The sequence below is a fragment of the Streptomyces lasiicapitis genome, from assembly GCF_014646335.1.
Classification (GTDB): Bacteria; Actinomycetota; Actinomycetes; order Streptomycetales; family Streptomycetaceae; genus Streptomyces; species Streptomyces lasiicapitis.
This window is the reverse complement of the sequence record NZ_BMNG01000004.1, coordinates 282,972-306,865: the sequence shown is the minus strand read 5'-3', so window position 1 is coordinate 306,865 and position 23,894 is coordinate 282,972. Positions and strand designations below refer to the sequence as shown.

Below are 23,894 nucleotides of genomic sequence, written 5' to 3'. Positions count from 1 at the left end.
TTATACGCCCCGTGCTCAGGCGGTGCGTCTAGCGCGCCATCTCTTCCTTCAGCGCCGCCACGAACGCGTCCACGTCGTCCTCGGTGGTGTCGAAGGAGCACATCCAGCGGACGTCACCCGCGGCCTCGTCCCAGAAGTAGAACCGGAAGCGCTTCTGCAGGCGTTCGCTGACGTCGTGCGGCAGGCGCGCGAAGACGGCGTTGGCCTGCACGGGGTAGAGGATCTCCACGCCGTGCACCGCGCGGACGCCCTCTGCCAGGCGCTGTGCCATCTCGTTGGCGTGCCGGGCGTTGCGCAGCCACAGGTCCTTGGCGAGGAGCGCCTCCAACTGCACGGAGACGAACCGCATCTTGGAGGCGAGCTGCATGGACAGCTTGCGCAGGTGCTTCATGTGCCGCACCGCGTCGTGGTTCAGGACGACCACGGCCTCGCCGAACAGCGCGCCGTTCTTGGTGCCGCCGAACGAGAGGATGTCGATGCCGATCGCGTTCGTGAACGTCCGCATCGGGACGTCCAGGGACGCGGCGGCGTTGGCTATCCGTGCGCCGTCGAGGTGTACCCGCATGCCGAGGCCGTGGGCGTGCTCGACGATGGCGCGGATCTCGTCCGGGGTGTAGACGGTGCCGAGTTCGGTGTTCTGGGCGAGCGAGACGACCTGCGGCATCGCGCGGTGCTCGTCCTCCCAGCCGAAGGCCTGCCGGTCGATCAGCTCGGGGGTGAGCTTGCCGTCGGGCGTCGGCACGGTAAGGAGTTTGATGCCCGCGACCTTCTCGGGAGCGCCGCCCTCGTCGACGTTGATGTGCGCGCTCTCCGCGCAGATCACGGCGCCCCAGCGGTCGGTGACCGCCTGCAGGGCGACGATGTTCGCGCCGGTGCCGTTGAAGACCGGGAAGGCTTCCGCGCTCGCGCCGAAGTGGCCGCGGACCACCTGCTGGAGGTGTTCGGTGTAGTCGTCCTCGCCGTAGGCGACCTGGTGGCCGCCGTTGGCGAGGGCGAGGGCGGCGAGGACCTCCGGGTGCGCGCCGGCGTAGTTGTCGCTCGCGAAGCCGCGAACGTCGGGGTCGTGGTGCCGGCGCGCGTCGGTCTTGGGAGGGTTCACGGCTTCTCGGTCAGCCACAGACGGTTTCCGTTCACTTCCAGGGCGGGCCGCTCCCACACTCCGGCGATGGCCTCGGCCAGCTCCTTCACATCGGTGAAGCCCGCGAACTTCGCGCTCGGCCGCTCCGCCCGCATCGCGTCGTGCACCAGCGCCTTCACCACCAGGATGGCAGCCGCCGCATTCGGGCCTTCGTCGCCCCCGGCCTTGCGGAAGGCGTCGGCGAGTGCGAGCGTCCAGGCCTCGGCTGCGGCCTTGGCGGCCGCGTACGCCGCGTTGCCCGCGGTGGGCTTCGACGCTCCGGCGGCGCTGATCAGCAGATAGCGGCCGTTGCCGCTGCGCTGCAGACCGTTCTCGAAGGCGAGCGAGGTGTGCTGGACGGTACGGATCAGGAGGTCTTCCAGTACGTCCCAGTCGCCCAGGTCGGTGTCGGCGAACGAGGAACTGCCCCGCCAGCCGCCGACCAGATGCACCAGGCCGTCGATCCGGCCGAATTCCTTCTCCGTGCGGTCGGCCCAGGCGCGGGCCGCGTCCAGGTCGAGCAGGTCGACGGTGTCGCCGGTGACGGTGGCGCCGCCGTGCGCGTACCGCGCCGCGTCCACCGCCTCCGCGAGGCGTGCGGCGTCGGCGTCGGACGCCACCACCGTGGCCCCGGCCTCCGCCAGCCTCAGCAGCGTCGCGCGGCCCGCGGGACCCGCGGCCCCGGCGACCGCGACAACGGCTCCGTCCAGTGCGGACATGGTCCTCGCCTCCTTGGTGCGGTCGCTCACGCGGCGACCTTCCCGGCTCCCGAGCCCGCGGTGATCCCCTGGGTGGAGGCGATCACGGCCTTGAGCTTCTTGGAGAGCGCCTCAAAGAACATGCTGAGCGGAAACTCGTCAGGAAGCACCTCGTCGACCAGTTTCCGCGGCGGCAGCGAGGTGTCCAGGGCGTCGGGGCCCTTGGCCCAGCGGGAGCCCGGGTGCGGGGCGATGTAGGTCGAGACCAGGTCGTACCCCGCGAGCCAGTGCACGAGCTTCGGGCGGTCGATGCCGTCGCGGTAGAGCTTCTCGATCTCGGCGCAGAGCTGGTTGGTGACCTGGGGAGCGCGCTCCCAGTCGATCTTCAGCTTGTTGTCGGTCCAGCGGACCACGTCGTGCTTGTGCAGGTAGGCGAAGAGCAACTGGCCGCCCAGGCCGTCGTAGTTGCGTACGCGCTCGCCGGTGACGGGGAAGCGGAACATCCGGTCGAAGAGCACCGCGTACTGCACGTCGCGGGCCTGCGCCACGCCCTCGGCCTCAAGCTTCACGGCCTCCTTGAAGGCCGTGAGGTCGCACCGCAGCTCCTCCAGGCCGTACATCCAGAACGGCTGCCGCTGCTTGATCATGAAGGGGTCGAACGGCAGGTCACCGTGGCTGTGGGTGCGGTCGTGGACCATGTCCCACAGGACGAAGGCCTCCTCGCACCGGTCCTGGTCGTCGAGCAGGTCGCGGACGTCGGCGGGCAGCGCGATGCCCAGGATGTCCACGGCGGCCTCGGTGACGCGGCGGAAGCGGGCCGCCTCGCGGTCGCAGAAGATGCCGCCCCAGGTGAAGCGCTCGGGGGCCTCGCGCACGGCGATCGTCTCGGGGAAGAGGACGGCCGAGTTCGTGTCGTAACCGGCGGTGAAGTCCTCGAAGGTGATGCCGCAGAACAGCGGGTTGTCGTAGCGCGTGCGCTCCAGTTCGGCGAGCCACTCGGGCCAGACCATGCGCAGCACGACCGCTTCGAAGTTGCGGTTCGGGTTGCCGTTCTGCGTGTACATCGGGAAGACCACGAGGTGCTGCAGGCCGTCCTCGCGGCGCTCCGCCGGGTGGAAGGCGAGCAGCGCGTCCAGGAAGTCCGGCACCTTGAAGCCGTCTTCCGCCCAGCGGCGCAGATCGGCCACCAGGGCCTCGTGGTACGCCCCGTCGTGCGGGAGCAGCGGGCTGAGGGCCTCGACGCCGGATATGACGCGGGCGACCGCCTGCGCGGCGACGTCCCGCGACGGGGCGCCCTCGCGCTCGAAGTCGATCGAGCCGTCCGCGGACTGCCAGGGCCTGATCTCCTCGACGGCACTCTTCAGTTCCGGCCAGGCCGGGTGCTCCACCACTCGTCCGTCACGGAGGGCGCTCACGCCCTCCTCCACCGGCTGCAAAAGAATTTCCGTCATGACCCATCCTCCACGGGAGAACCTCGCGTATGGACACCGTATGTGTGCGAGGTTCTCGGTTTCAAGAGGGGATCCGGGAAATTATCCTGCCTCACCCCCTTCCAGGCCGCCGTTTTTCCTGCCGTTCACTGCCGAGGCGATCGCATCTATCACTGTTTCCTGTGCGGCGCGGGCGTCCGCGAGGAGCGGCGGGAAGCCGAGGAACCCGTGGAACATGGCCGGGAAGTGCCCCTCGGTGACGGCGACTCCGGCGTCCCTCAGCCGCGCCGCGTAGGCCCGCCCCTCGTCCCGCAGAGGGTCGAAGCCCGCCGTGACGACGTGGGCGGGCGGCAGCCCGGTGAGATCGGCCAGGAGCGGTGAGACGCGCGGGTCCGCCGGGTCGCCCCCGGCGCGCAGGTACGCGCCCAGGTACTGCTCGCGGAACCAGCGGCAGTGGGCGGGCGTGAGGAAGCTGTCGCGGGCCCCGGTGCCCGGGGCTTCGGAGCCCCCGGCGCCGGGGCCTTCGTCGCCTGCCGGGCGGGTGCGCTCGCGGGCGTCCACCGACGGATAGATCAGCACCTGGAGGGCGATGTCCGGCCCGTCGTGGTCACGTGCCGTGAGGGCGGAGACGGTCGCGAGGTTCCCGCCCGCACTGTCGCCCGCGACCACCAACGAGCCCTCCGCGCCGCCGAGTTCGCCGCGGTGGTCGGCCGCCCATACGACGGCTGCGTACGCGTCCTCGACGGCTGCCGGGAAGGGGTGCTCCGGGGCGAGCCGGTAGTCGACGGAGACCACGGCGGCCCGCGCGCCGCGGCACAGGCCGCGCGCGGTCGCGTCGTAGATGTCCAGGTCGCAGAGGGACCAGCCGCCACCGTGGAAGAACACGACGGTGGGGCGCGGCCGGGGCGGAACCCCCGCCTCCGGCTCATCCACGGCCTCCGGTCCACCTGTGGCCTCCGGCAGATAGACCCGCACCGGCACCTCCGGCGCCCCCACCGGCCCCGGAATCACCCGGTCCACCACCGAGCCCACCTGCGGCGACGGAAACGGCGACGCGGGCGCGGCCGCCAGCACCCGGCGCGCCTCGGCGGCGTCCGTGACGGCACCCCCGAGATCGGGGAAGAACGCGGCGAGGGCGTCCAGGAGGGGGCGGGCCTCAGGGGCGACCTCCGGGGCACGGACCTCGCCACTGGGTCCCTCCGGGCCAGAACCTGGGTCGGAGCGCATCTCAGGCCGCCTCCCTTCCCCGAGGGCGAAAGTGCGGGATGACCTTCTCGCCCCACTGCCGCAGCGTCTCCAGGCACGCCTCCTGCGGCACCGTGCCCATCTGGACGAGGCACATCACCTCGTCGGCGCCGGCCGCCCGCAGCCGCTCGACGTACGCGATGGCGTCGTCCGCCGTGCCGTACGCGTGGTCGGCGTGGAACACAGCCGTGGCCGCCGGGCGCACCGGGATGTCGTGCTCGCTCAGGCGCGCCACCACCTGCTCGGCGGCGGTGCGCAGCTCGGCCGCCTCGTCCGCGCCCTCTACCACCGCTTCGTCGGGCAGCCCGGCGCCGCCGTACCAGTGCGCGATGGACTGCGCGAAGAACCGCTGGCCGCGCAGGCCCACGCGCCGCGCGGCCTCCCGGTCGTCGAGGACGATGGTCGGGCACAGCACGGAGAAGTGGTCGTTGACGACGGTCGACACGAAGCGGTCCGGTGTCCGCGCCGCGATGGCGTCGTCGTACGCGCGTCGCATCCCGGCGATCGACTCGGGCCCGGCGAAGCCCATCACCAGGGCGCCTACGCCGAGTTGGGCGGCCTGCGTCAGCGTCTCGGTCCTGCTGCACGCGAGGAACAGCGGCGGGTGCGGGGCCTGGGCGGGGCGCGGCAGGATCGGGTGCGGTCCGATGTCGAGCAGCTCGCCATGGTGCTCCAGCTCGTCCCGCTCCCAGGCCCTGCCGACGATGCGCAGCGCCTCCTCGACCTCCTGCGTCGTACGATCCCGGTCGACCCCGCACAGCGACGTCTCCTGCACCGTGCCGCCGCGCCCCGCCCCCAGGTCGAGCCGGCCGCCGGAGAGCAGGTCGAGCATCGCGGCCCGCTCGGCGACCCGCGCCGGATGGTTGAACCGGAACGGCATGCAGACGACGCCGTGCCCGACGCGGATGGTGCGCGTGCGCGCGGCCACCCACGTGAGGAAGACCTCCGGCGCGCTCATGTGCGCGTACCACTTCAGGGAGTGGTGCTCGACCGCCCAGACCCGGTCGAACCCCATCTCCTCGGCCAGGACGGCCTGTTCGACGCAGTCGTGGATGAGCTGGTGCTCGCGGTCCACCGTGGGGTCGGCGAGCTGGGCCTCGAAGATGACGGAGAACTGCACGTTGCCTCCAGGGAGTTGGACAGGGAGCCGGACCTTCGGGACGTGCCAGATGTTTCGATCAGTCATATGACTAGTCGTCAGATCTTGAAGAGGCAAGGGATGTGCGGCGGCACGACGCAAGGGGTAGAGGCAACTCCCCTCAATTCAAGCCTCCTTCACATAGGGCGCGCCTTGGCCGATTACGCGTTCTCCCCCGCGCCCCCGGAAGGCCACTAGCGTTCCGCGACGCGGGGGTCGTCTAGGAGGGGACTCACAGGGATCATGTTCTACCGCTTGTTCAAGTGCGTCGTGCTGGTCCCGCTGCTGCGCTGGCTGTTCCGGCCGCGGATCGAGGGCCTCGAACACGTGCCGGGCGCGGGTGCGGCGATCGTCGCGGGCAACCATCAGTCGTTCTGCGACCAGTTCCTGCTGGGCGTGACGCTGCGGCGGCGCATCCACTTCCTCGCCAAGGTGGAGTACTTCACGGGCAGGGGGCTCAAGGGCCGTCTGGCCGCGGCGTTCTTCCGGGGCATCGGGGCGATCCCCGTGGACCGGTCGGGCAACGGGGCCGGGCAGGCCGGGGTCGACGCGGGCCTCGCGGTCCTGGACGCGGGCGGGCTGCTCGGGATCTTCCCGGAGGGAACGCGCTCGCACGACGGACGGCTCTACAAGGGCAGGGTGGGCGTCGCGGCGATGGCGCTGCGCTCGGGCGTGCCCGTGATCCCCTGCGCGATGATCGGCACGTTCGAGGCGCAGCCTGCGGGCCGCAGGGTACCCAGCGTCGTGCCCATCACGCTGCGCTTCGGCAAGCCGCTGGACTTCTCCCGCTACGCGGGCATGGAGGACCAGCGGGCCGCGCTGCGGGCGATCACGGACGAGATCATGTACGCGATCCTGGTCCTCTCCGGGCAGGAGTACGTCGACCGGTACGCCGTGGAAGCGAAGGCGGAGGCGCGGACGAAGGCGCTCTCCGAGCGCGCCACGGCCCCGCAGTCGCGGTGACCTCACGGCTCCTGCCCGCACCCGCACGCGGGCGGAGTCTTGCGCGTACACCGGCCGGTTCACTTCAATCGGCACATGGCAGCCCCGCTCCCGATCCCGTCGCCCGAGCCCGCGCCGCTGCCGCCGACCGCGTGGGCCGTGCTCGGGCTGCTGTCCTTCCCGGGTGAGCGGACCGGGTACGAGCTGAAGAAGTGGGCCAGCTCGTCGCTGCGCCACTTCTACTGGTCGCCGGCCATCAGCCAGATCTACGCCGAGCTGCGCCGCCTGGAGGCGCTGGGGTACGCCACCTCGCGCCGCTCGGGCCCGGAGGAGCCGCGTGCGCGCCGGGCGTACGCCATCACCGACGCGGGCCGGGCGGCGCTCGCGGCCTGGGCGGCGGGCGGGCACGACGCGGGCCCGCCGGTGCTCAAGCATCCGCTGCTGCTGCGGGTCTGGCTCGGCCATCTCACCGAGCCGGCCCGCCTCCGGGCCATGGTGAGCGAGCACATCGCGTACACCAGGGGCGAGCTGGCCGAGGTCGCGGGCGCGCTGGAGCACGCCGAGGGCGTCGAGGCCTGGGCGCATCCGCAGATCGCGCTGCGCTGGAGCGCCCGGCATCTGGAGGCCGAGCTGGAGCTGGCCGAGGAGCTGCTCGCGGATCTGGCGCGTCTGGACGGCGGCCCGGACGTCCGCGCGGACGCCCGCCCGAAGGCGTCCGGCGCGGGCCCGGGGCACCCCGGTCAACCCCCGGACGACGCGCCCACCCACGGGTGAGACCACTCGCGATCACGGGCTCCGCAGCGGTAGGACGGGCCGGGTCAGCCGACTCCTCCGAGAGAGGCCGCGAACCCATGAGCACCCGCGCCGTCCTTGTCGCCGCCCTCATCACCGGACTCATCCTGGGCATCGTCGGCACCAGACCGGACGACTCCACTCCGTCGCGCAGGGACGGTCCCATCGCGGAGGCGGGCGATTAGGCTGCGACCTTGCCGCGTGGTCATGAGCCGCCGAGCCGCGCGGAGCCGAGCCGCCGTCGACGGAAGCGAGTGAACCTTGAACTTCCTCACCATCGGTCATCGCGGTGTCATGGGTGTCGAACCCGAGAACACTCTGCGTTCGTTCGTCGCAGCCCAGGCCGCGGGCCTGGACATCATCGAACTCGACCTGCACCTCAGCAAGGACGGCGCCCTCGTCGTCATGCACGACACCGACGTCGGCCGCACCACCGACGGCCGGGGCCCGATCGCCGAGAAGACCCTGTCCGAGCTGCGCGATCTTGACGCCGGCAAGGGCGAGCGCATCCCCGTCTTCGAAGAGGTCGTGGACGCCGTGAAGGCGCCGTTGCAGGCCGAGATCAAGGATGTGGCGGCCGCGCGGGCGCTCGCCGACGTCATGACCGCGCGCGATCTGACCGGCCGGGTGGAGGTGCTCTCCTTCCACGACGCGGCGATCGCCGAGATCGCCCGCCTGGTACCGGGCGTACGCACCGCGCTCGTCGCCAGCCGCTACGGCACGGACGTCGTGGAGCGCGCCACCGCCGTGGGCGCCACCACCCTCGTACTGAACATCCGGCGCCTGACGCTGGAGATCGTGGAGCACGCGCGCAAGGCCGATCTGCGGATCATCGGCTGGGTCGTGAACACCCAGGACGATCTGCGTCTGGTGCGCGCGCTGCAACTGGACGGCGCGACGACGGACTACCCGGAGATCAAGCGCACGGGCCGCTTCACCGCCTGAGCGCCCGCACGCCGCGGGCCGCGCGCGAGGCCCGGTCAGGCGCTCCCGAACTCCTTCACCAGGAGCTCGAACTGCAGGTCGTCGCGCTGCGGCACGCCGAAGCGCTCGTCGCCGTACGGGAACGGGGTCATCTTTCCCGTACGGCGGTAGCCACGCCGCTCGTACCAGGCGATGAGTTCATCGCGTACGGAGATCACGGTCATGTGCATCTCACGCACGCCCCACGCCTCGCGCGCCGTCCGCTCCGCCTCGGCCATGATGACCTTGCCGAGGCCCGCGCCCTGCAGCGCCGGGCTGACGGCGAACATCCCGAAGTAGGCGTGCTCGCCGCGGTGCTCCAGCTGGCAGCAGGCGACGAGGGTGCCGTCGCGCTCCACGGCGAGCAGCTTGCTCGCGGGCGACGCGATGACCGCCACGACGCCTTCGGGGTCGGTCCGCTGCCCTTCGAGGATGTCCGCCTCGGTGGTCCATCCCGCGCGGCTGTCGTCGCCTCGGTACGCCGACTCGATGAGCGCGACGAGCGCGTCGACGTCGGTCTCCGTGGCGTCCCGGAAGCTCAGTTCGCCGTGGGTGCTGGGGCGCGGGGCGGTGTGCATGGGCGCGGTTCTCCGATCCCCGGAGCTGCGGCGCGTGTCCGGCTCCGGTGCTGCGACGGGTCTGCGCCGAGGGTAACCCGGCACTAACGTGCGCCACATGGTGCACGTACTGAGCAGCAGGATCCTCCTTTGCCCCACCGACCCCGAGCGGTCCCGCGCCTTCTACGGCCGCGATCTGGGCCTGGCCGTGTACCGCGAGTTCGGCACGGGCCCCGAACGCGGCACCGTCTACTTCCTCGGCGGCGGCTTCCTGGAGGTCTCCGGCCGCGCCGACGCGCCCCCGTCCCCTGCGGTACGGCTGTGGCTCCAGGTCGCGGATGTGGCGGCCGCCCACGAGGACCTCGCCGGACGGAGCGTCGAGATCCTGCGGCCGCCGGTGCGGGAGCCGTGGGGGCTGATCGAGATGTGGATCGCGGACCCGGACGGCACCCGGATCGCGGTGGTGGAGGTTCCGGAGGACCATCCGCTGCGGTATCGGCCATGAGGCCCTGAAGTCGTCAGTCTGTGAAGCCGTGAGGCGGGTCAACCGGCCGTGACATCACCGCCGTTGCCCGCGCCGGGGCGCCGCCCCACGTCTACGTCACGCGCCCGCCGTACCTCTGTGCGCTCCCGTACGCCGCCCCGCCGCCGGGCATCGACCCGTCGACGATGTCACGTCGATCGAGGAGGTGCTCGGTGCACGGACCGGGGTCGGCGAGTTGGCTGTTGGTGGCGCTCTGCGCGGGGAGCGGGGCGTACTGCCTGCTGCGGATGCGCAGCGGGGTCGAGGAGCAGCGGCGCACGGCGGGAGGCGAGGCGCTGATGGGGTTCGGCATGGCGGTGATGGCGCTGCCGGCCGCGGTGCTCGATCCGCCGCGGGGCGTGTGGCTCGGCTACGCGGCGGTGTTCGCCGCCGCCGGGCTGCGGGTGGCGTGGGCGGCACGGCGCGGGCCGCACCATCTGCATCATGTCGTGGGCGCGCTGGCCATGGTCTACATGTCGGCGGCGATGGTCGCGGCGCCGGGCGGGCACGGCGCGCACGGCGGTGCGGGGGTGCCGGTGGTGACGGGTGCGCTGCTCCTGTACTTCGCCGGGCACGTGCTGCTGTCGGGCGCGCGGCTCGCGCCGGTGGGGGCGGTGGCGGGCACGGGCGATGTCGTGTCCGTGAGCGGTGCCACGGCCTTGGCCGACCGGCCGGAGCTGGCGCTTGTGTGCCGACTCGCGATGAGCATGGGGATGCTGGCGATGCTGCTTGCGTTGTGACGCGCGGGGCACCCCTTGTCGCGCAGTGTCGTGCGGCGCCCCCGGGGCACCGGACGTCCCGGGGGACACCAAATGTCTACGGAATCCGTCGTGGCGTACATCACTTGCGGTGATTGCCCATACCGCCGTGCGGCGCGCCCCTCATAGGGTTGACCCATGATGGTCCCCGTCGCGCTGATGCTGCTGGGCGCGCTGACCGCCGTCGTCGCCCCCAGGATGCTCGCGAGGGCCGACTGGGTGGAGCGCGAACCAGTGGTCGCGCTGTGGGCCTGGCAGTGCGTGGTGGCCGGTGTCCTGCTGTGCTGCGCGCTGTCGATGACGTTCAGCGCGGCGGCCGCCTGGCAGGCGGTGCGCGGGCAGCTCTTCGCGCCCGCGCCGCGCGACGTCGTGGAGGCGTACGCGCTCGGATCGACCCCGTGGGCCGCCGTGACGGCGGTGGCGCTCGCGGCGGGCGGCGTGTGGACGGCCGCGATGCTCACCCGCGAGATCGCCCGCGCGCGGACCCGGCGGGCCAAGCGGCGTGCCGAACTCGTCGTGCGGGCACCGCTGTTGCCCGGCGAGGAGCCCGGCGCCGACCGGCTCGTGGTCCTGGAGGGCGAGCGGCCCGACGCCTGGTGGCTGCCCGGTGCGGCGCCCCAACTGGTCATCACCACCGCCGCGTTGCGGCGCCTGAAGGGGCGTCAGCTCGACGCGGTGCTCGCCCACGAGCAGGGGCACGCGCAGGCGCGGCACGACTGGCTCCTGCACTGCTCGGGCGCGCTCGCCGTGGGCTTCCCGCAGGTCCCGGTGTTCGCCGCGTTCCGCGACGAGATGCACCGGCTCGTCGAACTCGCCGCCGACGACGTGGCATCGCGCCGCTTCGGGCGGCTCACCATCGCGCTGGCCCTCGTCGAACTCAACGAACACCGGGGCGTGTTCGGGCCCTGCCCCAGCACCCACGCGCATGTACCGCAGCGCGTGCACCGCCTCCTCTCCGCCCGCCCGCGGCTCACCGCCGGGCGCCGCCTCCGGCTGACGGCGGCCGCGGCGCTCGTGCCGGTGGTGCCGCTCCTCATCGCGTTCGTACCGGCCCTGCGCGCGCTCGGTTAGGTGCCGTTGCCCCCTATCGGCCAGGATCACCGCATGCACTCCGCACCGCCCCGAGCGACCCCGCCCATCCCCGGCGCCCCGCGCGCCGCCCTGTTCCTCGCCGTCCCGACCGTGCTGCTGCTCGTCCTGGTCGTCGCCGAGTGGCGCCCGCTGTTCGACGTGGACGGCGACATCGCACGCACCACCCACCGCTGGGCGGTGGCACACCCCGACCTGACGCAATCCGCGCGCATCCTCACCGACTGGGTGTGGGACCCGTGGACGATGCGCGCGCTGTGCACCGCCGTCGTGCTGTGGCTGCTGACCCGGCGCGCGTGGTGGCTCGCGGGCTTGCTCGCGGCCACGACTCTGGTGGGCACGCTGGTGCAGCAGGGCCTGAAGGCGGCGGTGGGGCGGGAGCGGCCGGTGTGGCCGGACCCGGTGGACTCCGCGAACTACTCGGCGTTCCCCTCGGGACACGCGATGACGGCGACCGTGGTGTGCGGGCTGATGGTGTGGCTGCTGCGCGTGTACGGCGCGGGGGCCACGGCATCGCGGGTGGGGCTCGCCGTGGCCGCGGTGTCCGTGATCGGGGTGGGGCTCACCCGGGTGTGGCTCGGCGTGCACTGGGCCTCGGACATCGTCGGGGGCTGGCTGCTCGGGGTGCTGACGGTGGCGCTCGCGGTGGCGGCGTACGAGAGGTTCGTGCCGGAGGAGCAGCGTCCGGGCGGCTCGGGCGGGGGCGGGGAGCGGCGTCCGGGTCCCGCCGACGGGCGCGCCTGACACGGCCCTTGGCCGGCCGCCTGCCCAACACCCCGGACCGGTCCGCGCGCGGGCCAGGCCTTCTTGACCCCCGCTCGCCCGGTCCCGGAGGATCGCACGCATGGCGATCAAGGGCGTGCTCTTCGATTTCTCCGGGACGCTGTTCCACACCGAGTCCACCGCTTCGTGGCTGCGCGGCGCACTCGCCGCGAGCGGGCTAGCCCTGCCGGAGGACGAGGCGGCGCGGCTCGCGGACGCGCTCGACCGCGCGGGCGCGCTGCCGGGCGCCTCACCGACGGTCGACGTGCCGGACCACCTCACCGACGTGTGGGGGCGCCGCGACGAGAGCGCGGAGCTGCACCGGGCGGCCTACACGGGCCTCTCCCGCACGGTGCCGCTGCCCGATCCCCGGCTGCATGACGCGCTGTACGAGCGCCACATGATCCCGGAGGCGTGGCGGCCGTACGACGACGCGGCGGACGTACTGCGGGAGCTGCGGGCGCTGGGCGTGCGCGTGGGGGTCGTCAGCAACATCGGCTGGGACCTGCGGCCGATCTTCCGCTTCCACGGCCTGGACCCTTATGTCGACGTGTACGTCCTGTCGTACGAGCACGGAGTGCAGAAGCCGGACGCGCGGCTGTTCGCGCACGCCTGCGACGGCCTGGGGGTCGCTCCGGAGGACACGCTGATGGTGGGCGACGACCGGCGCGCGGACGGGGGCGCGGCGGCGTTGGGCTGCGCGGTGCACTTCGTGGACCATCTGCCGGTGGAGCGGCGGCCCGCTGCGCTGCGGGGCGTGCCGGGGCTCGTCGGGGGCCCTCAGGACTGATAGCCCTCGACCTGTGCCGACGGCCGCACCGACACCGTGTCGGGGTCGCCGCCGAACTCGGCCTTCGCCCGGCGCCTGCGCAGCAGGTCCCAGCACTGGTCCAGTTCGCGTTCCAGGACGCCGAGGCGGGCCCGTTCCGTCGCCTCGTCGATCGCTCCGGAAGCGAGCGATTCCCGCAGGGTCTTCTCGGCGTCGACCATCTCACTGATCCGCGCCAGAATCTGCTGTTGGTCCATGTCCAAGCGCCTCCTCGGCCCCCGGCCCACTCTAAGGAGGACGCGCCGGATCCGCGAGGAGAGCGCGGTGGCAAGCGTCCACGGCCGGCCAAGGGCAGGCAACACTCCCCCGCGGTGTTGCCTGCCCGAGGCGGCACCGGCCCATGACGGCCAGGGCCGGGACACCCTGAGTATATTGGCTGTGAGCCAGTCAACGCAGGAGTTACAGGATGTCCCCGCGTAGCCCATCGGTCAATGAAGAGTTGCGCCGACGTTCCCGCGAGCGGCTGCTGCAGGCGACGGTGGAGCTGGTGGGCGAGCGTGGGTACGAGGCCACGACGCTCGCGGACATCGCCGACCGCGCGGGTTCCGCGCGCGGCCTCGTGTCGTACTACTTCCCCGGGAAGCGCCAGCTCCTCCAGTCGGCCGTGCACCGGCTCATGCACATGACGCTGCAGGCCGGCCTTGAGCGGGAGCCGCGCACGGAGGACGGCGACGAGCTGCTCGCCCGCGCCATCGACGCGATCCTGGGCCTGGCGCGCGACCGGCCGATGCTGATGCGCACGCACATGGCGGGCATCCTCCAGGCCGAGGGATTCGTGCAGTGTCCGGAGCAGCAGCGGCTCGCGTTCCTGCTGCGCGAGGCGGTGGCGCGGCACGGTTCGGACGAGAGCGAGACGGACTACCGCATGCTGCGCGCGCTCCTGATGGGCGCGGTCTTCGCGCTGCTCATCCCGGGGGCGCCGATGCCGTTCGACGTGCTGCGGGCGGAGCTTTTCCAGCGCTACGACCTGGACTGGAAGCTCGGGGTCCCGCCGAGCGCGGAGCCGCCCGAGGGGCCGTTCTAGACGTTCTGGATGTTCTGGAGCTTGTAGAGGTTGTGGAAGGGATGCCGGTGAGCCGCGTACGGACGATTGATGCGCCGGGGCCGGGCGACGGCTGCGGTGCCGGGCCGGAGCCGGTGGTGCCCGACCTTGTCTGGTACGCCGCCTACGGCTCCAACACGCTGCTCGGCCGCCTCATGCACTACATCGCGGGCGGGCGCCCGCCCGGTGCGGCGCGCGGCTGCCCGGGGTGCAGGGATCCGCGTCCGCCGCGGGCCTCGGTGCCCGTGGAGCTTCAGGGGGCGGTGTACTTCGCGACCGAGTCCGCGCTCTGGTCGGGCGGCCGGGCGTTCTACGACCCGCAGGCGCGGGGGCGGGTGTACGCGCGCGCCCATCTGGTGACCGCCGAGCAGTTCCGCGACATCGCGGCCCAGGAGATGTACGGCGAGCCCGGGACCGGCCCCGATCTGGCGCCGGCGCTGCGGCACGGCCGGGCCAGGATCGGGGACGGGCGCTACGAGACGCTGGTGTGCCCGGGGACGCTGGAGGGGCTGCCGGTGCTCACGTTCACCGCGCCGTGGGCGCTGGGGGACGTCGCCCTCAACGCGCCGTCCGGCGGCTATCTGCGCCAGTTGGCCTCCGGGCTCCTGGAGGCGGCGGCGTGGGACGAGGCCGCGGTGACCGCCTACCTCGCGGCGTGCCCGGGTGCGGCGGGGACGTGGACGGCCGAGCGGGTGGCGGAGCTGCTGCGGGGCTGAGCCCGTCGTATCGCCCCCCGGGCTGCGGTCAGCTGCCGCACAGCTCCGCGAACCGCGCAGCGTCGATGTTGCCGCCGGAGAGGATGATGCCGACGCGCGGCGGTACGCGGTCCACGCGTCCGCTCAGCGCGGCCGCGAGGGCCGAGGCGCCGCTGGGCTCGACGACGGTCTTCAGGCGTTCGAAGGCGAACCGCATCGCGTCACGGATGTCGTCGTCGGAGACGAGGGCGATGTCGTCGACGAGCCGCTTGTTGATCGAGAACGTCAACTCGCCCGGGATCTCGGCGGCTTGGCCGTCGGCGATGGTGCGCGGCACGGGGATCGTCACCCGGTGCCCGGCCGCCAGCGACCGCTTGGTGTCGTCGCCCGCCTCCGGCTCGACGCCGACCACGCGGATGCCACCGTTCAAGCCCTTTGCCGCGGTGGCGCTGCCCGCGATCAGCCCGCCGCCGCCGACCGGCACGAGGAGCAGGTCCAATTCGCCGACCTCTTCGATGAGTTCGAGGGCGGCGGTGCCCTGGCCCGCGATGACGTGCGGGTGCTCGTACGGCGGGATCAGGGCGAGGCCGCGCTCCTCGGCCAGGGCCTTGCCGATGGCCTCGCGGTCGCCGGTGTAGCGGTCGTACGTCACGATCTCCGCGCCGTAGCCCTCGGCGGCCGCGCGCTTGGAGCGCGGGGTGTCCTCGGGCATGACGATGACGGCGCTGCTGCCCAGCTCACGGGCGGCGAGGGCGGCGGCCTGGGCGTGATTGCCGGAGGAGAACGAGGCGATGCCCTTGGCTAGTTGCTCCGGCGCGAGCCGAGAGACCGCGTTGTAGGCGCCGCGGAACTTGAAGGCGCCGATGCGCTGGTGGTTCTCGCACTTGAGGAAGACCTCCGCGCCCACGCGGGCGTCCAGCGTGCGCGAGCGCAGCACGGGCGTGCGGTGCGCGACGCCCTTCAGCCGGGCCGCGGCGTCACGGACGTCGTCGAGGGTGACCGGGGGTGTGCTCGTCATGCGGATGCTCCCTGTGAGGTGTCGGGCCCGGCCGCCGGGGCGTCCTGGGCGCGTGCTTTGGAGAGGTAGGTGTAGGCGGAGGCGCGGGAGATGCCGAGGCGGGCAGCGACCTGCGGGACCGCGCGCCGGACCGCGAACACGCCGCGCTCGTCCAGGCCCCGGAACAGCTCGACGCGTTCGTCGCGGTCGAGCTCGCCCCACGGGCGGCTGCGCTTGAGCTGGTAGGCGTCGACGACGGAGCGCACCACGGCGTCCACATCGTCGCCGAAGGTGGTCGTCGGCACCTCCGCCGGGGCCGCCACTCCGGCGAGTTCACCGATCAGCGTGCCGACCTGCCGCACGGCGGTGATGTCGAGGTTGACGCACAGCGCGCCGAACACCGCGCCGCCGCTGTCGCGCAGCAGCATCGTGGACGACTTGACCAGCTTGCCGTCCTGAGTGCGCGTCAGATAGTTCAGCTCGTCGTCCGCCTCGTCGCCGCGGGCGAGCATCCCCATCCCGATCTCGCTCATCGAGCCGCCGACGCTGCGCCCGGTGACGGCTCCGGCGATCGACACGACGGACTGCTCCGGCCGCCGGTAGTCGTGCACGACGGCTTCGCACAGCGAGCCGAAGGTGGCGGCGATGCCGTCGGCGACGGGGGCCAGGGCGGCGAGGATCGCGTCGCGCTCGGAATCGCGGCCGGAATCCCGCTCAGCGACGTGTTCGGCGCCCCGGCCGTCGTCCGTCTGCCTGTCGGCGGCACTCATGTCGGCACTCCCACTCGTCGCTGCGGCCCAGACTCTCTGGACACAACGTACACGGCTTGGACGAAAAATCCAGACCTTGTCGGGAAGGCGACCGTCGGCTGGGAGGCGGAGCGGGTCAGGTAGTGACGTCGAGCATGTAGTTGTTGGTGATGACGAACGTCACCAGGTTCGTGCCCGTTCCGAAGGTGCCGGTGCCGGAGTCGCGGGCCTGGACGCCGGATCCGCTTTCGGTGGCGTTGCCGGACGCCGCGGTGGTGTCCCGGTCGAAGCGGCGGTCGATCGTGAACTGGAGGCTCTGGCCCGTGTCCGTCCGCCTGAGGGTGTCGGTGGTCCGCGTCGTGTAGAAGAGGTCGCCGCTGCCCGTGATGGAGCCGGAGATCGTCAGTTGGGCGGCGAAGGACTCGTCCGGTGTGGCGCAGCGGAAGTTGCTCGCGCTCTTGCCGTCGACGGCGCCGTTCACCGGATGCACGTTCACGTTGATCGAGCCGGCGCAGTTGAACGTCGCCAGTGGCGCGCTGCCGGGGTCGGCGGCGGCTACGGGTGCCGTGACGGCCGCCGCCACGAACAGGGCCACCACCGCACCGGCGGCCCTGCCGCGCGTGGGCATGCAAGACATGACGGTCCTCCTTTGGTCTGCGGAACAGAGTCAACAGGAGGTGCGCACCGTCCCCTTCCAAGTGTGATGCCATCAACCCAGGTGGATAAGTCGCTCGTTCAGGTGATGGCACGCACGAGCCCCCGGCGCTCCGTACATGGAATGATCCACGTACGGAGCGCCGGGGGCCCTGTCGCGCGAGGGGGGACGCGACGTCAGCGCGCGGTTCAGCGCACGGTCACCTTGAAGACCGGCGACAGCGTCGCGCCGCTCTTCATGCGGAGCTCGTTCGTGCCCTTGAGGCCGAGCTTCACACGCAGCGTGTACGCGCCGGACTTGTTGACGGTGGTGGACGCGGGCAGCGTCTTCCACGTGCCGCGCTGCTTCTGCTGGAGGCCCACCTTGCTGCCGGCCTTGATGCCGGTGGCCTTGCCGCTGACGCGCAGCTCCTGCCAGGCCTTCACGGAGGTCGCGGACGGCTTGGCGGTCAGCGCGGCCTTCACCTTGGCGGTGGGGCTGGCCTTCTGGGTGCCGAGGCTCTTGCCGGTCTTGACGTCCCAGATCGCGTACGGCGTGCCGCCGCCCTGCGTCTTGCTGTACAGCTTCTTGCCGTCGGCGCTGAGGTGCAGGTAGATGCCGTCGTTGACGGTCTGGCCGGGCTTCAGGGCCTTGCCCTTGTAGTACGGCTTGCCGCCCTTGACCGGGACGGTGACACCGGCACCGATGTCGATCTTCACCGGCTTGGGGGCGGCGGTCGGCGCGGCGGCGACACGCTGCGGGGCCGGGGTGCTCGCCAGCGCGGCCGCGGCCGGGGCCAGCAGCGCCGCGCCGACGGCGACGGAGATGGTGGCGGTACGAAGGGCGCTGCGGCGGTGAGTGGTGTGGCGCATGGTGGCGGTGTTCCCCTTCACGGTACGGATGTATCGGTTTGCCCTTGCCGTCCGGCGAGTGCTGAATCAACCTATTCGCCCGTCATTACGGGTTTCCCGAGATCATGTAACGGTGCCCCATAGATCACTTCACGGGCACGACTCGGCCCGGCGGGCGCCGTCGGCGGAGCGGGATTCCACAACAGGGCTGTCTACGCCGCGAGTTCCGAACCGGGCCGAGCACGCCCCCACTCCGTCGAGCACGCCCCCACTTCCGCGACGGCACGGCAACATCACCTACGCGGATTACCCCGTTCACGCCGGCACACCGTTTGACACCTCGAAACATGGGATGTTCCCATGTCTGTGTACGATCCGGCCGTACGGCAGAGAGAGGGCACCGAACCGATGCCGCTGCGCAGCACCGCACGCACCAACCTCGTCGACCTGGTCATCGCCCAGATGGAGAGCCTGATCTCCGACGGCGAGTGGAAGGTCGGCACCAAGATCCCGGCCGAGCCGCTGCTCGTGGAGCAACTGGCCGTCGGCCGCAACACCGTGCGCGAGGCGGTCCGCGCCCTGGTGCACACCGGCATGCTGGAGCCGCGCCAGGGCGACGGCACGTATGTCCGCGCCAACAGCGACTTCGGCGCGGCCGTGCAGCGGCGGGTGCGCAGGGCGAGCGTCCTGGAGGCGTACGAGGTGCGCGCCTCACTGGAGCGCGACGCGGCCCGGTACGCGGCCGAGCGCCGCACGCCGGAGGACCTCACCGCGCTGCGCACCGCACTCGCCGAGCGCAGCCGCGCCTGGGATGCCGGTGACACGAACGCCTTCATCGACGCGGACATGACCTTTCACCGCACGGTCGCCGCCGCGGCCCACAACGCCGTCCTCGCCGAGCTGTACGGACACCTCAGCGACGCGATGCACGCCACGATCCAGTCCGTGCTCGGTGCCGCCGTCCCCGACTCCGTACGCCACCAGATCGACGCCCACAGCGCGATCGTCGACGCCATCGAGGCGCGCGACGCGACGGCCGCGGAGGCCGCGGTGCTCGCGCACCTCGCCGAAGGCATGGCCGCGCTGCGGGAGCAGCCCCCGGCCGACTGACGCCCGGTCGGCCCTCGGCAGCCCGGGCCCGGCCCCGTACACGTACCACCGAAGCACCCCCAGGAGAACGAAATGCGCAGCCAAGGGCCCACCGCCCCGGCCACCGAGGCGCGGGAGGACACCGACCCCATGTCGGACTCCGAGTCGGACCGAGCGTCGGAGCGCGCACCCGACAACCCGGCGGGCACTCCACCGCACACCCCGCCCGGCGTCACCGGGCGCCACGCCCTCTGGCTCGGCATCGGCGTCGTCCTGCTCGCCCTCAATCTGCGCCCCGCCCTGGTCGCGGTCTCGCCGCTCGCCGACACCATCCGTGACGACAGCGGGATGTCGGCGGCGGCGACCAGCCTGCTGACCGCGCTGCCGCTGCTGTGTTTCGGACTGCTCGCGCCGGTCGCGCCGCGCCTCGGCCGCCGCTTCGGCACCGAGGCGTCGCTGCTCGCCACCATGGCGCTGATCTGCGCCGGCACGGCGCTGCGGATGGTGGACTCGGTCGCCGCGCTGTTCGCGGGCACCGTCGTCATCGGCGCGGGGATCGCCGTCGCCAACGTGCTGCTTCCGGGCCTCATCAAGCGGGACTTCCCGGCGCGGGCCGGGCTGATGACCGGCCTGTACTCGATGTCGCTGTTCGGCGGCGCCGCGCTCGCGGCGGGCGTCACGCTGCCGGTGCGGGACGCGACCGGCATGAACTGGCGGACCACGCTGGCCTGTTGGGGCGCTCTGGCCGTGGTGGCGTTCGTGGTGTGGCTGCCGCAGCTCCGCGCACGTACGCGGGTCGGCGCGGCGGCGGCCCGGCAGGCTGCGCATCCGGTGCGCGGGCTCTGGCGTTCGCCGCTGGCCTGGCAGGTCACCGGGTACATGGGGCTGCAGTCGCTCAACTACTACGCGGCGGCGGCCTGGCTGCCGACGCTGCTCCAGGACTCCGGGATGAGCGCGGGCGACGCGGGCTGGATGCTGTCGTTCTCCTCCCTGCTCGGCATCGCGGGTTCGTTCGTGGCGCCGGTGATCGTGGGCAGGCGGGTGCGCTCGGGCACCCTCGCCGTGCTCGGCGCGGTGCTGTGCGCGATCGCGTACGCGGGAGTGCTCGCCGCGCCCGTCGGCGGGGCCTATGTGTGGATGAGCCTGCTCGGGCTCGGGCAGGGGGCGGCGATCAGCCTCGCGCTCCTCTTCATCGTGCAGCGCGCCCCGGACGCCCGGCACGTCGCCCAGTTGTCCAGCATGGCCCAGTGCTTCGGCTACATCCTCGCCGCCACAGGGCCCGCCATCCTGGGCGCCGTGCACGACAGCTCCCACAACTGGACGGTGCCGCTCGTGGTCCTGCTGGTGCTCCTCGTGCCGCAGGTCGTGGTGGGCGTCGGGGCCGCCCGCAACCGGCATGTGGCGGGCGTCCCGGCCGGGAGCGGTGGCCGCACGGTCAGGCGCGGCGGGCCGTCAGCGCGGTCGTGAGGTCGACGAGGCCCTGGCGGGCCACGGGGTCGAGGTCGAGCGGGTCGAGGAGTTCCCAGGCGGCGGCGATCCTGCGGTCGGCCTCGGCCAGCGTCCAGGTACGGCCGCCCGCTTCCTCGACGAGGCCGGTGAGCACGGCTACCTGGTGATCCGTCAGGTCGCCGGGGGTGGCGTACAGCCGGTCCAGGCGGTCCGACGCCGCCGTGCCGGCCTTGAGTGCCGCGACGACAGGGGCGCTCTTCTTGCGGGCGCGCAGGTCGGAGCCGACGGGTTTGCCAGTGACGGCCGGGTCGCCCCAGATCCCGAGGACGTCGTCGATGAGCTGGAAGGCGACGCCCAGGTGGTCGCCGAAGGCCTCGAAGCGGTCGAGCCAGGCCGTCGGCACGGCCCCGTACTCGGCCGCGTAGTCGGCTCCGTACTCGGCCGCGTAATCAGCCCCGTGCGCCGCCCCGAGCCGGCAGGCGCAGCCCAGCAGCGCCCCCGTCTTGCCTCCGAGCATCGCCAGGCACTCCTCGACGCCGACCTCCCGCTCCCGTTCGAAGCGCAGGTCGTCGCCCTGCCCGATGGCCAGCCTGCGCAGCGTGCGGGCGAGGTCCGCGATCGAGGCGGCGGTCGCCGGGTGCCGCCGGTCGGCGAGCGTCTCGAAGCCGAGGGCGATCAGCGCGTCACCGGCCAGGATCGCGCGCGGCACGCCGAAGCGGACCCACGTCGTCGGCCGGTGCCTGCGGACGCGGTCGCCGTCCATGATGTCGTCGTGGATCAGCGAGGCGTTGTGCAGCAGCTCGATCGCCGCGCCCGCGGGCAGCGCGTCGGCCGCCTCGCCGCCCACGGCCTCCGCGCACAGCACGGAGAACGCGGGACGGATCAGCTTGCCGCCCGCGCCCGGCACCGGACGGCCGTCCGCGTCGCACAGGCCGAGCTGGTAGCCGCAGATCCGGCCGAGTTCGTCGCCGAGCCGGGCCACGCCGTCCCGCAGCAGCGGCGGCAGGAGCTCACGTGCTCGCGTGACCCCGGACCACGCGGCGGGCGGCGCCGCGGGCGTGAGGGTCGTGGTCGTCGTCATCTCCCCTCCCCCGCCGCGCCCGCCGTCGCGTCGACCAGGACCGGCTCCAGGTACGCGGCCGCGTCCGCCCGGTCGTGGGCGGCGTCGCGGTAGCGCCGGGTGCGGGCCGACCAGTCGAGGTTGCCGCGCATCCACGACCGCATGCCCGCGAAGTGGGCCGCGAGCAGGGCGGCGTGGGCGGGCCAGGCGCGCAGCGTCTCGTCCTCGTACCGCAGGAAGGCCTCGATCTCACCGGCGATGCGGGCGCTCACCTCGTCGATTGCCCGGTCCGCGGTGAGGCGGTGGGCGTGCTGGACGACGGTGACGAGGTTGTGGTGCTCGCCGAGGGCGGTCTCCTTGTCCAGGGAGTACAGGTCGTTGGTCCAGCAGACGACGTCGCAGGCCGCGCCGAGGGCGCGCGCGAACGGCTCGCTCTCGTACACCGCATCGGGCACGTCGAGGTGTTCGACGACCTCGATGAGGTCCATGCACACGTAGATGGCGCCGGTGTGCCGCCGGTTCTCCACGTACGACGCGAGGTCGGGGACGATGCCGGCGACGCGGTTCTCCGCCTCCCAGCGGGCCGCGAGGCCGCCCGCGATCACGTGCCGCACGAACCGCTCGCGCCAGCCGGGCGCCGCGTGCGTGCGCCGCCACAGGTCGGCGAGTGAGGTGACGAGGGAGGGCGCGTCCTCGGGCACGGACCGTCCGTCGCCGCCGAGTACCTCGAACATCTGGGAGATCAACTCGCCCGTCCTGGCCGGGTCCTTGCCGAGTCCTCCGTCGTCGAGCTGGTCGTCGAGCAGGAACAGCCAGGCGAACCAGTCGGCGATCAGACACAGCCCCCGCTCGTCCGCGGTGGGGTAGGTGACGGCGGCGAACCAGCCGAAGTCGGCCTGCGCGAAGCGGTCCCGGGCCGCCGCCGTGCCGATCAGGCCGGTGTCCCGCGTCCACTGGTCCAGGTGCGCGATCGCGGCGTCCGCATGGGGGTTGAGCCGCGGCGGGAACACTTCGAACGCCGCCGGAAGGGCCGGCGGGGAGCTTCGGAGAGTACTCATCGGCGCTCCAGGCGCAGCAGCACCTCGTGCTTGGGGCGCAGGGTGACGAGCTGGTCGAGGCCCACCGGCGGGTGGTTGTCGGGAAGGACGAGCCGGTACTGCTGCACGATCATGGTCGCGATGATCATGAGTTCGGTGAGGGCGAAGTGTTTGCCAATGCACACCCGCAGCCCGGAGCCGAACGGGATGTACGCGTTGCGCGGCCGCTCGGCCACGGCCTGCGGCGCGAAGCGCTCGGGGTCGAACCGCTCCGGGTCGGGCCAGAAGTCGCGGTGGCGGTGCATCGTATAGAAGTTGATGTAGATGCCGGTGTTCGCGTCGATGCCGAACCCGCCGACCTCGTCGGGTCCCACGGCACGGCGCATGGTCTGCCAGGCCGGTCCGCGCAGCCGCAGGGTCTCGTCGACGACCATGCGGGTGTACGTCAGTTTCGCGACGTCGTCGAAGCCGGGCTGCCGGCCGTCGAGCACCTCGGTGATCTCGGCGTGCATCCGCTCCTGCACCTCGGGGTGCTTGGCGATCAGGTAGAGCAGGAACGAGGCGGCGCCGGTGGTGGTCTCGTAGCCGCCCACCATGATGTTGACGACTTCCTGCTGCAGTTGGACGGAGTCCATGCGGTGCCCGGTCTCCTCGTCGACCGCGTCGGCGAGGATGGACAGCAGGGTGGGGCTGCCGTCGCTGCGGGTGTTGCGCTGCTCGATCATCTCGGCCACGAAGCGGTCCAGGTTCGCGATGAGCTTGCGCAGCCGCAGATGGCTCGGCGTCGGCCAGTGCAGCGGCGGGAAGGGGAAGCGGAAGAAGTCCCCCATGATCTGGTTCGCGTATGTGAAGTCGTTCTCGATGGCCTCGGTGGTGGGGCCGACGTCGGCGCCGAACAGATTGCGGGTCACGATGCGCAGCGCGATGTGACCGACGTCGGGGACGACCGCGGCCACGTCGCCGTCGCGGTACCGCTGATGCCACCGGCCGAGCATGGCCGCGGTCTCCTCGGTCATCGTGTCGGCGAAGGCGGAGATCTTCGGGCGGTGGAACGACGGCTGCATGAGCCGGCGCTGCCGGTGCCAGGACTCCCCGCCGATCGCCCCGATCAGACCGTTGCGCAGGACGGGGCGCACGGTCCGGTACAGGAAGTTCTCCTTGTCGTAGTTCTCCCTGTTCTCCACCAGCACCCGGTGCACGTGGTCGGGGTGGTTGAGCATCACCAGCGGATTGCCGAGCAGGCGCATGCGGAAGACGTCGCCGTACTTCTCGACGGCCTTGCTGAGGAACGCCACTTGGTCGCGCCGGATCGCGGAGAGTCCGGAGAGCTTCTCCCCCAGGCTGAGGTCAGGTATCTGCCTGGGCTCGGTCAGTGTTGCGGACATCCCGTCTCCTCGGTGTCGCCGTCGGTCTGTCGGCCGCGTGATTCACCACAGGCGCGCGTTCCT

At 72.3% G+C, this 23,894-nt stretch carries 27 protein-coding genes; 13 read left to right on the top strand and 14 right to left on the bottom strand.

Annotation, left to right across the window (positions count from 1 at the left end; genetic code table 11):
- Positions 1-28: 28 nt before the first annotated feature.
- The 5 genes from IEY91_RS09990 to IEY91_RS09970 form a co-directional block, all read right to left on the bottom strand.
- A complete protein-coding gene (locus IEY91_RS09990) occupies positions 29-1,099 on the bottom strand; it encodes a threonine aldolase family protein (protein ID WP_164326829.1) in 1,071 nt (356 codons plus the stop codon).
- Positions 1,096-1,836, bottom strand: coding sequence for an SDR family NAD(P)-dependent oxidoreductase (locus tag IEY91_RS09985; RefSeq protein WP_189173675.1), 741 nt, complete (start codon positions 1,834-1,836; stop codon positions 1,096-1,098). The genes IEY91_RS09990 and IEY91_RS09985 overlap by 4 nt, the downstream gene beginning before the upstream one ends.
- Before the next feature lie 26 nt (positions 1,837-1,862).
- On the bottom strand, positions 1,863-3,266 hold the full coding sequence (locus tag IEY91_RS09980) for a DUF6421 family protein (RefSeq protein ID WP_189173674.1): 1,404 nt from the start codon (positions 3,264-3,266) through the stop codon (positions 1,863-1,865).
- Between the two features lie 81 nt (positions 3,267-3,347).
- On the bottom strand, positions 3,348-4,472 hold the full coding sequence (locus IEY91_RS09975) for an alpha/beta hydrolase (protein WP_229696837.1): 1,125 nt from the start codon (positions 4,470-4,472) through the stop codon (positions 3,348-3,350).
- 1 nt (position 4,473) lies between these two features.
- Entirely contained in the window at positions 4,474-5,610 is a 1,137-nt protein-coding gene (locus tag IEY91_RS09970; protein WP_189173869.1) for an LLM class flavin-dependent oxidoreductase, read from the bottom strand.
- A 261-nt stretch (positions 5,611-5,871) separates the two neighbouring features.
- Between IEY91_RS09970 and IEY91_RS09965 the strand changes: the two genes are divergently transcribed.
- The 4 genes from IEY91_RS09965 to IEY91_RS09955 all read left to right on the top strand — a co-directional run bounded on the left by IEY91_RS09965 (position 5,872) and on the right by IEY91_RS09955 (position 8,307).
- A complete protein-coding gene (locus IEY91_RS09965; RefSeq protein WP_189173673.1) occupies positions 5,872-6,591 on the top strand; it encodes a lysophospholipid acyltransferase family protein in 720 nt (239 codons plus the stop codon).
- 75 nt (positions 6,592-6,666) lie between these two features.
- Positions 6,667-7,344, top strand: coding sequence for a PadR family transcriptional regulator (locus IEY91_RS09960; RefSeq protein WP_229696836.1), 678 nt, complete (start codon positions 6,667-6,669; stop codon positions 7,342-7,344).
- Positions 7,345-7,421: 77 nt separating this feature from the next.
- Positions 7,422-7,547, top strand: coding sequence for a hypothetical protein (locus tag IEY91_RS42325; RefSeq protein WP_268240857.1), 126 nt, complete (start codon positions 7,422-7,424; stop codon positions 7,545-7,547).
- 76 nt (positions 7,548-7,623) lie between these two features.
- Positions 7,624-8,307 (top strand): glycerophosphodiester phosphodiesterase, encoded by a 684-nt coding sequence (locus IEY91_RS09955; RefSeq protein WP_164326824.1) that lies wholly within the window; start codon positions 7,624-7,626, stop codon positions 8,305-8,307.
- A gap of 35 nt (positions 8,308-8,342) precedes the next feature.
- Here the strand turns inward: IEY91_RS09955 and IEY91_RS09950 are convergent, their stop codons facing one another.
- Positions 8,343-8,903: a GNAT family N-acetyltransferase gene (locus IEY91_RS09950; RefSeq protein ID WP_189173672.1), complete on the bottom strand. Its 561-nt coding sequence runs from the start codon at positions 8,901-8,903 to the stop codon at positions 8,343-8,345.
- 97 nt (positions 8,904-9,000) lie between these two features.
- Here IEY91_RS09950 and IEY91_RS09945 point away from each other — a divergent pair, with 97 nt between their 5' ends.
- The 5 genes from IEY91_RS09945 to IEY91_RS09925 all read left to right on the top strand — a co-directional run bounded on the left by IEY91_RS09945 (position 9,001) and on the right by IEY91_RS09925 (position 12,804).
- Positions 9,001-9,387: a VOC family protein gene (locus IEY91_RS09945; RefSeq protein WP_189173671.1), complete on the top strand. Its 387-nt coding sequence runs from the start codon at positions 9,001-9,003 to the stop codon at positions 9,385-9,387.
- Between the two features lie 191 nt (positions 9,388-9,578).
- Positions 9,579-10,145: a DUF5134 domain-containing protein gene (locus IEY91_RS09940; RefSeq protein ID WP_189173670.1), complete on the top strand. Its 567-nt coding sequence runs from the start codon at positions 9,579-9,581 to the stop codon at positions 10,143-10,145.
- 156 nt (positions 10,146-10,301) lie between these two features.
- Entirely contained in the window at positions 10,302-11,234 is a 933-nt protein-coding gene (locus tag IEY91_RS09935) for a M56 family metallopeptidase (protein WP_164326820.1), read from the top strand.
- A gap of 33 nt (positions 11,235-11,267) precedes the next feature.
- Positions 11,268-11,996 carry a phosphatase PAP2 family protein gene (locus tag IEY91_RS09930; protein ID WP_189173669.1) on the top strand — a complete coding sequence of 243 codons (729 nt, stop codon included), beginning with the start codon at positions 11,268-11,270 and terminating at the stop codon, positions 11,994-11,996.
- A gap of 100 nt (positions 11,997-12,096) precedes the next feature.
- Complete coding sequence (locus IEY91_RS09925; protein ID WP_189173668.1) at positions 12,097-12,804, top strand: HAD family hydrolase; 708 nt, start codon at positions 12,097-12,099, stop codon at positions 12,802-12,804.
- Here the strand turns inward: IEY91_RS09925 and IEY91_RS09920 are convergent.
- Positions 12,795-13,040: a DUF2630 family protein gene (locus IEY91_RS09920; RefSeq protein WP_164326818.1), complete on the bottom strand. Its 246-nt coding sequence runs from the start codon at positions 13,038-13,040 to the stop codon at positions 12,795-12,797. The two genes, IEY91_RS09925 and IEY91_RS09920, sit on opposite strands and share 10 nt — an antisense overlap.
- A 209-nt stretch (positions 13,041-13,249) precedes the next feature.
- Here IEY91_RS09920 and IEY91_RS09915 point away from each other — a divergent pair, with 209 nt between their 5' ends.
- Positions 13,250-13,867, top strand: a complete 618-nt coding sequence (locus tag IEY91_RS09915) for a TetR/AcrR family transcriptional regulator (RefSeq protein ID WP_164326817.1) — start codon at positions 13,250-13,252, stop codon at positions 13,865-13,867.
- 116 nt (positions 13,868-13,983) lie between these two features.
- On the top strand, positions 13,984-14,601 hold the full coding sequence (locus IEY91_RS09910; RefSeq protein WP_164328759.1) for a histone deacetylase: 618 nt from the start codon (positions 13,984-13,986) through the stop codon (positions 14,599-14,601).
- Between the two features lie 28 nt (positions 14,602-14,629).
- Here the strand turns inward: IEY91_RS09910 and IEY91_RS09905 are convergent, their stop codons facing one another.
- The 4 genes from IEY91_RS09905 to IEY91_RS42485 form a co-directional block, all read right to left on the bottom strand.
- A complete protein-coding gene (locus IEY91_RS09905; RefSeq protein WP_164326816.1) occupies positions 14,630-15,598 on the bottom strand; it encodes a threo-3-hydroxy-L-aspartate ammonia-lyase in 969 nt (322 codons plus the stop codon).
- Complete coding sequence (locus IEY91_RS09900; protein WP_189173667.1) at positions 15,595-16,347, bottom strand: helix-turn-helix transcriptional regulator; 753 nt, start codon at positions 16,345-16,347, stop codon at positions 15,595-15,597. Before IEY91_RS09900 ends, IEY91_RS09905 begins: the two co-directional genes overlap by 4 nt.
- A gap of 115 nt (positions 16,348-16,462) precedes the next feature.
- Positions 16,463-16,963, bottom strand: a complete 501-nt coding sequence (locus IEY91_RS09895) for a hypothetical protein (protein ID WP_189173666.1) — start codon at positions 16,961-16,963, stop codon at positions 16,463-16,465.
- Positions 16,964-17,169: 206 nt separating this feature from the next.
- On the bottom strand, positions 17,170-17,832 hold the full coding sequence (locus IEY91_RS42485; protein WP_189173665.1) for a hypothetical protein: 663 nt from the start codon (positions 17,830-17,832) through the stop codon (positions 17,170-17,172).
- A gap of 387 nt (positions 17,833-18,219) precedes the next feature.
- On the opposite strand from IEY91_RS42485, the gene IEY91_RS09885 reads away from it, so the two are divergent.
- Both IEY91_RS09885 and IEY91_RS09880 read left to right on the top strand, forming a co-directional pair.
- On the top strand, positions 18,220-18,921 hold the full coding sequence (locus tag IEY91_RS09885) for a FadR/GntR family transcriptional regulator (RefSeq protein ID WP_189173868.1): 702 nt from the start codon (positions 18,220-18,222) through the stop codon (positions 18,919-18,921).
- Between the two features lie 72 nt (positions 18,922-18,993).
- Positions 18,994-20,367, top strand: coding sequence for a CynX/NimT family MFS transporter (locus IEY91_RS09880; RefSeq protein WP_229696835.1), 1,374 nt, complete (start codon positions 18,994-18,996; stop codon positions 20,365-20,367).
- Here the strand turns inward: IEY91_RS09880 and IEY91_RS09875 are convergent.
- Genes IEY91_RS09875 through IEY91_RS09865 form a run of 3 tightly spaced genes read right to left on the bottom strand, consistent with a single transcriptional unit; the run spans position 20,336 to position 23,831 of the window.
- Positions 20,336-21,430, bottom strand: a complete 1,095-nt coding sequence (locus tag IEY91_RS09875; RefSeq protein ID WP_189173664.1) for a polyprenyl synthetase family protein — start codon at positions 21,428-21,430, stop codon at positions 20,336-20,338. The two genes, IEY91_RS09880 and IEY91_RS09875, sit on opposite strands and share 32 nt — an antisense overlap.
- Entirely contained in the window at positions 21,427-22,467 is a 1,041-nt protein-coding gene (locus tag IEY91_RS09870) for a terpene synthase family protein (RefSeq protein ID WP_189173663.1), read from the bottom strand. The genes IEY91_RS09875 and IEY91_RS09870 overlap by 4 nt, the downstream gene beginning before the upstream one ends.
- On the bottom strand, positions 22,464-23,831 hold the full coding sequence (locus IEY91_RS09865; protein ID WP_189173662.1) for a cytochrome P450: 1,368 nt from the start codon (positions 23,829-23,831) through the stop codon (positions 22,464-22,466). Before IEY91_RS09865 ends, IEY91_RS09870 begins: the two co-directional genes overlap by 4 nt.
- Positions 23,832-23,894: the final 63 nt, after the last annotated feature.

Bases quoted from the DNA above. Each gene is read 5' to 3' on its own strand.
- IEY91_RS09985 (WP_189173675.1), bottom strand. From the start codon at position 1,836: ATGTCCGCACTGGACGGAGCCGTTGTCGCGGTCGCCGGGGCCGCGGGT.
- IEY91_RS09980 (WP_189173674.1), bottom strand. From the start codon at position 3,266: ATGACGGAAATTCTTTTGCAGCCGGTGGAGGAGGGCGTGAGCGCCCTC.
- IEY91_RS09975 (WP_229696837.1), bottom strand. From the start codon at position 4,472: ATGCGCTCCGACCCAGGTTCTGGCCCGGAGGGACCCAGTGGCGAGGTC.
- IEY91_RS09965 (WP_189173673.1), top strand. From the start codon at position 5,872: ATGTTCTACCGCTTGTTCAAGTGCGTCGTGCTGGTCCCGCTGCTGCGC.
- IEY91_RS09960 (WP_229696836.1), top strand. From the start codon at position 6,667: ATGGCAGCCCCGCTCCCGATCCCGTCGCCCGAGCCCGCGCCGCTGCCG.
- IEY91_RS42325 (WP_268240857.1), top strand. From the start codon at position 7,422: ATGAGCACCCGCGCCGTCCTTGTCGCCGCCCTCATCACCGGACTCATC.
- IEY91_RS09950 (WP_189173672.1), bottom strand. From the start codon at position 8,903: ATGCACACCGCCCCGCGCCCCAGCACCCACGGCGAACTGAGCTTCCGG.
- IEY91_RS09945 (WP_189173671.1), top strand. From the start codon at position 9,001: ATGGTGCACGTACTGAGCAGCAGGATCCTCCTTTGCCCCACCGACCCC.
- IEY91_RS09935 (WP_164326820.1), top strand. From the start codon at position 10,302: ATGATGGTCCCCGTCGCGCTGATGCTGCTGGGCGCGCTGACCGCCGTC.
- IEY91_RS09930 (WP_189173669.1), top strand. From the start codon at position 11,268: ATGCACTCCGCACCGCCCCGAGCGACCCCGCCCATCCCCGGCGCCCCG.
- IEY91_RS09925 (WP_189173668.1), top strand. From the start codon at position 12,097: ATGGCGATCAAGGGCGTGCTCTTCGATTTCTCCGGGACGCTGTTCCAC.
- IEY91_RS09920 (WP_164326818.1), bottom strand. From the start codon at position 13,040: ATGGACCAACAGCAGATTCTGGCGCGGATCAGTGAGATGGTCGACGCC.
- IEY91_RS09915 (WP_164326817.1), top strand. From the start codon at position 13,250: ATGTCCCCGCGTAGCCCATCGGTCAATGAAGAGTTGCGCCGACGTTCC.
- IEY91_RS09905 (WP_164326816.1), bottom strand. From the start codon at position 15,598: ATGACGAGCACACCCCCGGTCACCCTCGACGACGTCCGTGACGCCGCG.
- IEY91_RS09900 (WP_189173667.1), bottom strand. From the start codon at position 16,347: ATGAGTGCCGCCGACAGGCAGACGGACGACGGCCGGGGCGCCGAACAC.
- IEY91_RS09895 (WP_189173666.1), bottom strand. From the start codon at position 16,963: ATGTCTTGCATGCCCACGCGCGGCAGGGCCGCCGGTGCGGTGGTGGCC.
- IEY91_RS42485 (WP_189173665.1), bottom strand. From the start codon at position 17,832: ATGCGCCACACCACTCACCGCCGCAGCGCCCTTCGTACCGCCACCATC.
- IEY91_RS09885 (WP_189173868.1), top strand. From the start codon at position 18,220: ATGCCGCTGCGCAGCACCGCACGCACCAACCTCGTCGACCTGGTCATC.
- IEY91_RS09880 (WP_229696835.1), top strand. From the start codon at position 18,994: ATGCGCAGCCAAGGGCCCACCGCCCCGGCCACCGAGGCGCGGGAGGAC.
- IEY91_RS09875 (WP_189173664.1), bottom strand. From the start codon at position 21,430: ATGACGACGACCACGACCCTCACGCCCGCGGCGCCGCCCGCCGCGTGG.
- IEY91_RS09870 (WP_189173663.1), bottom strand. From the start codon at position 22,467: ATGAGTACTCTCCGAAGCTCCCCGCCGGCCCTTCCGGCGGCGTTCGAA.
- IEY91_RS09865 (WP_189173662.1), bottom strand. From the start codon at position 23,831: ATGTCCGCAACACTGACCGAGCCCAGGCAGATACCTGACCTCAGCCTG.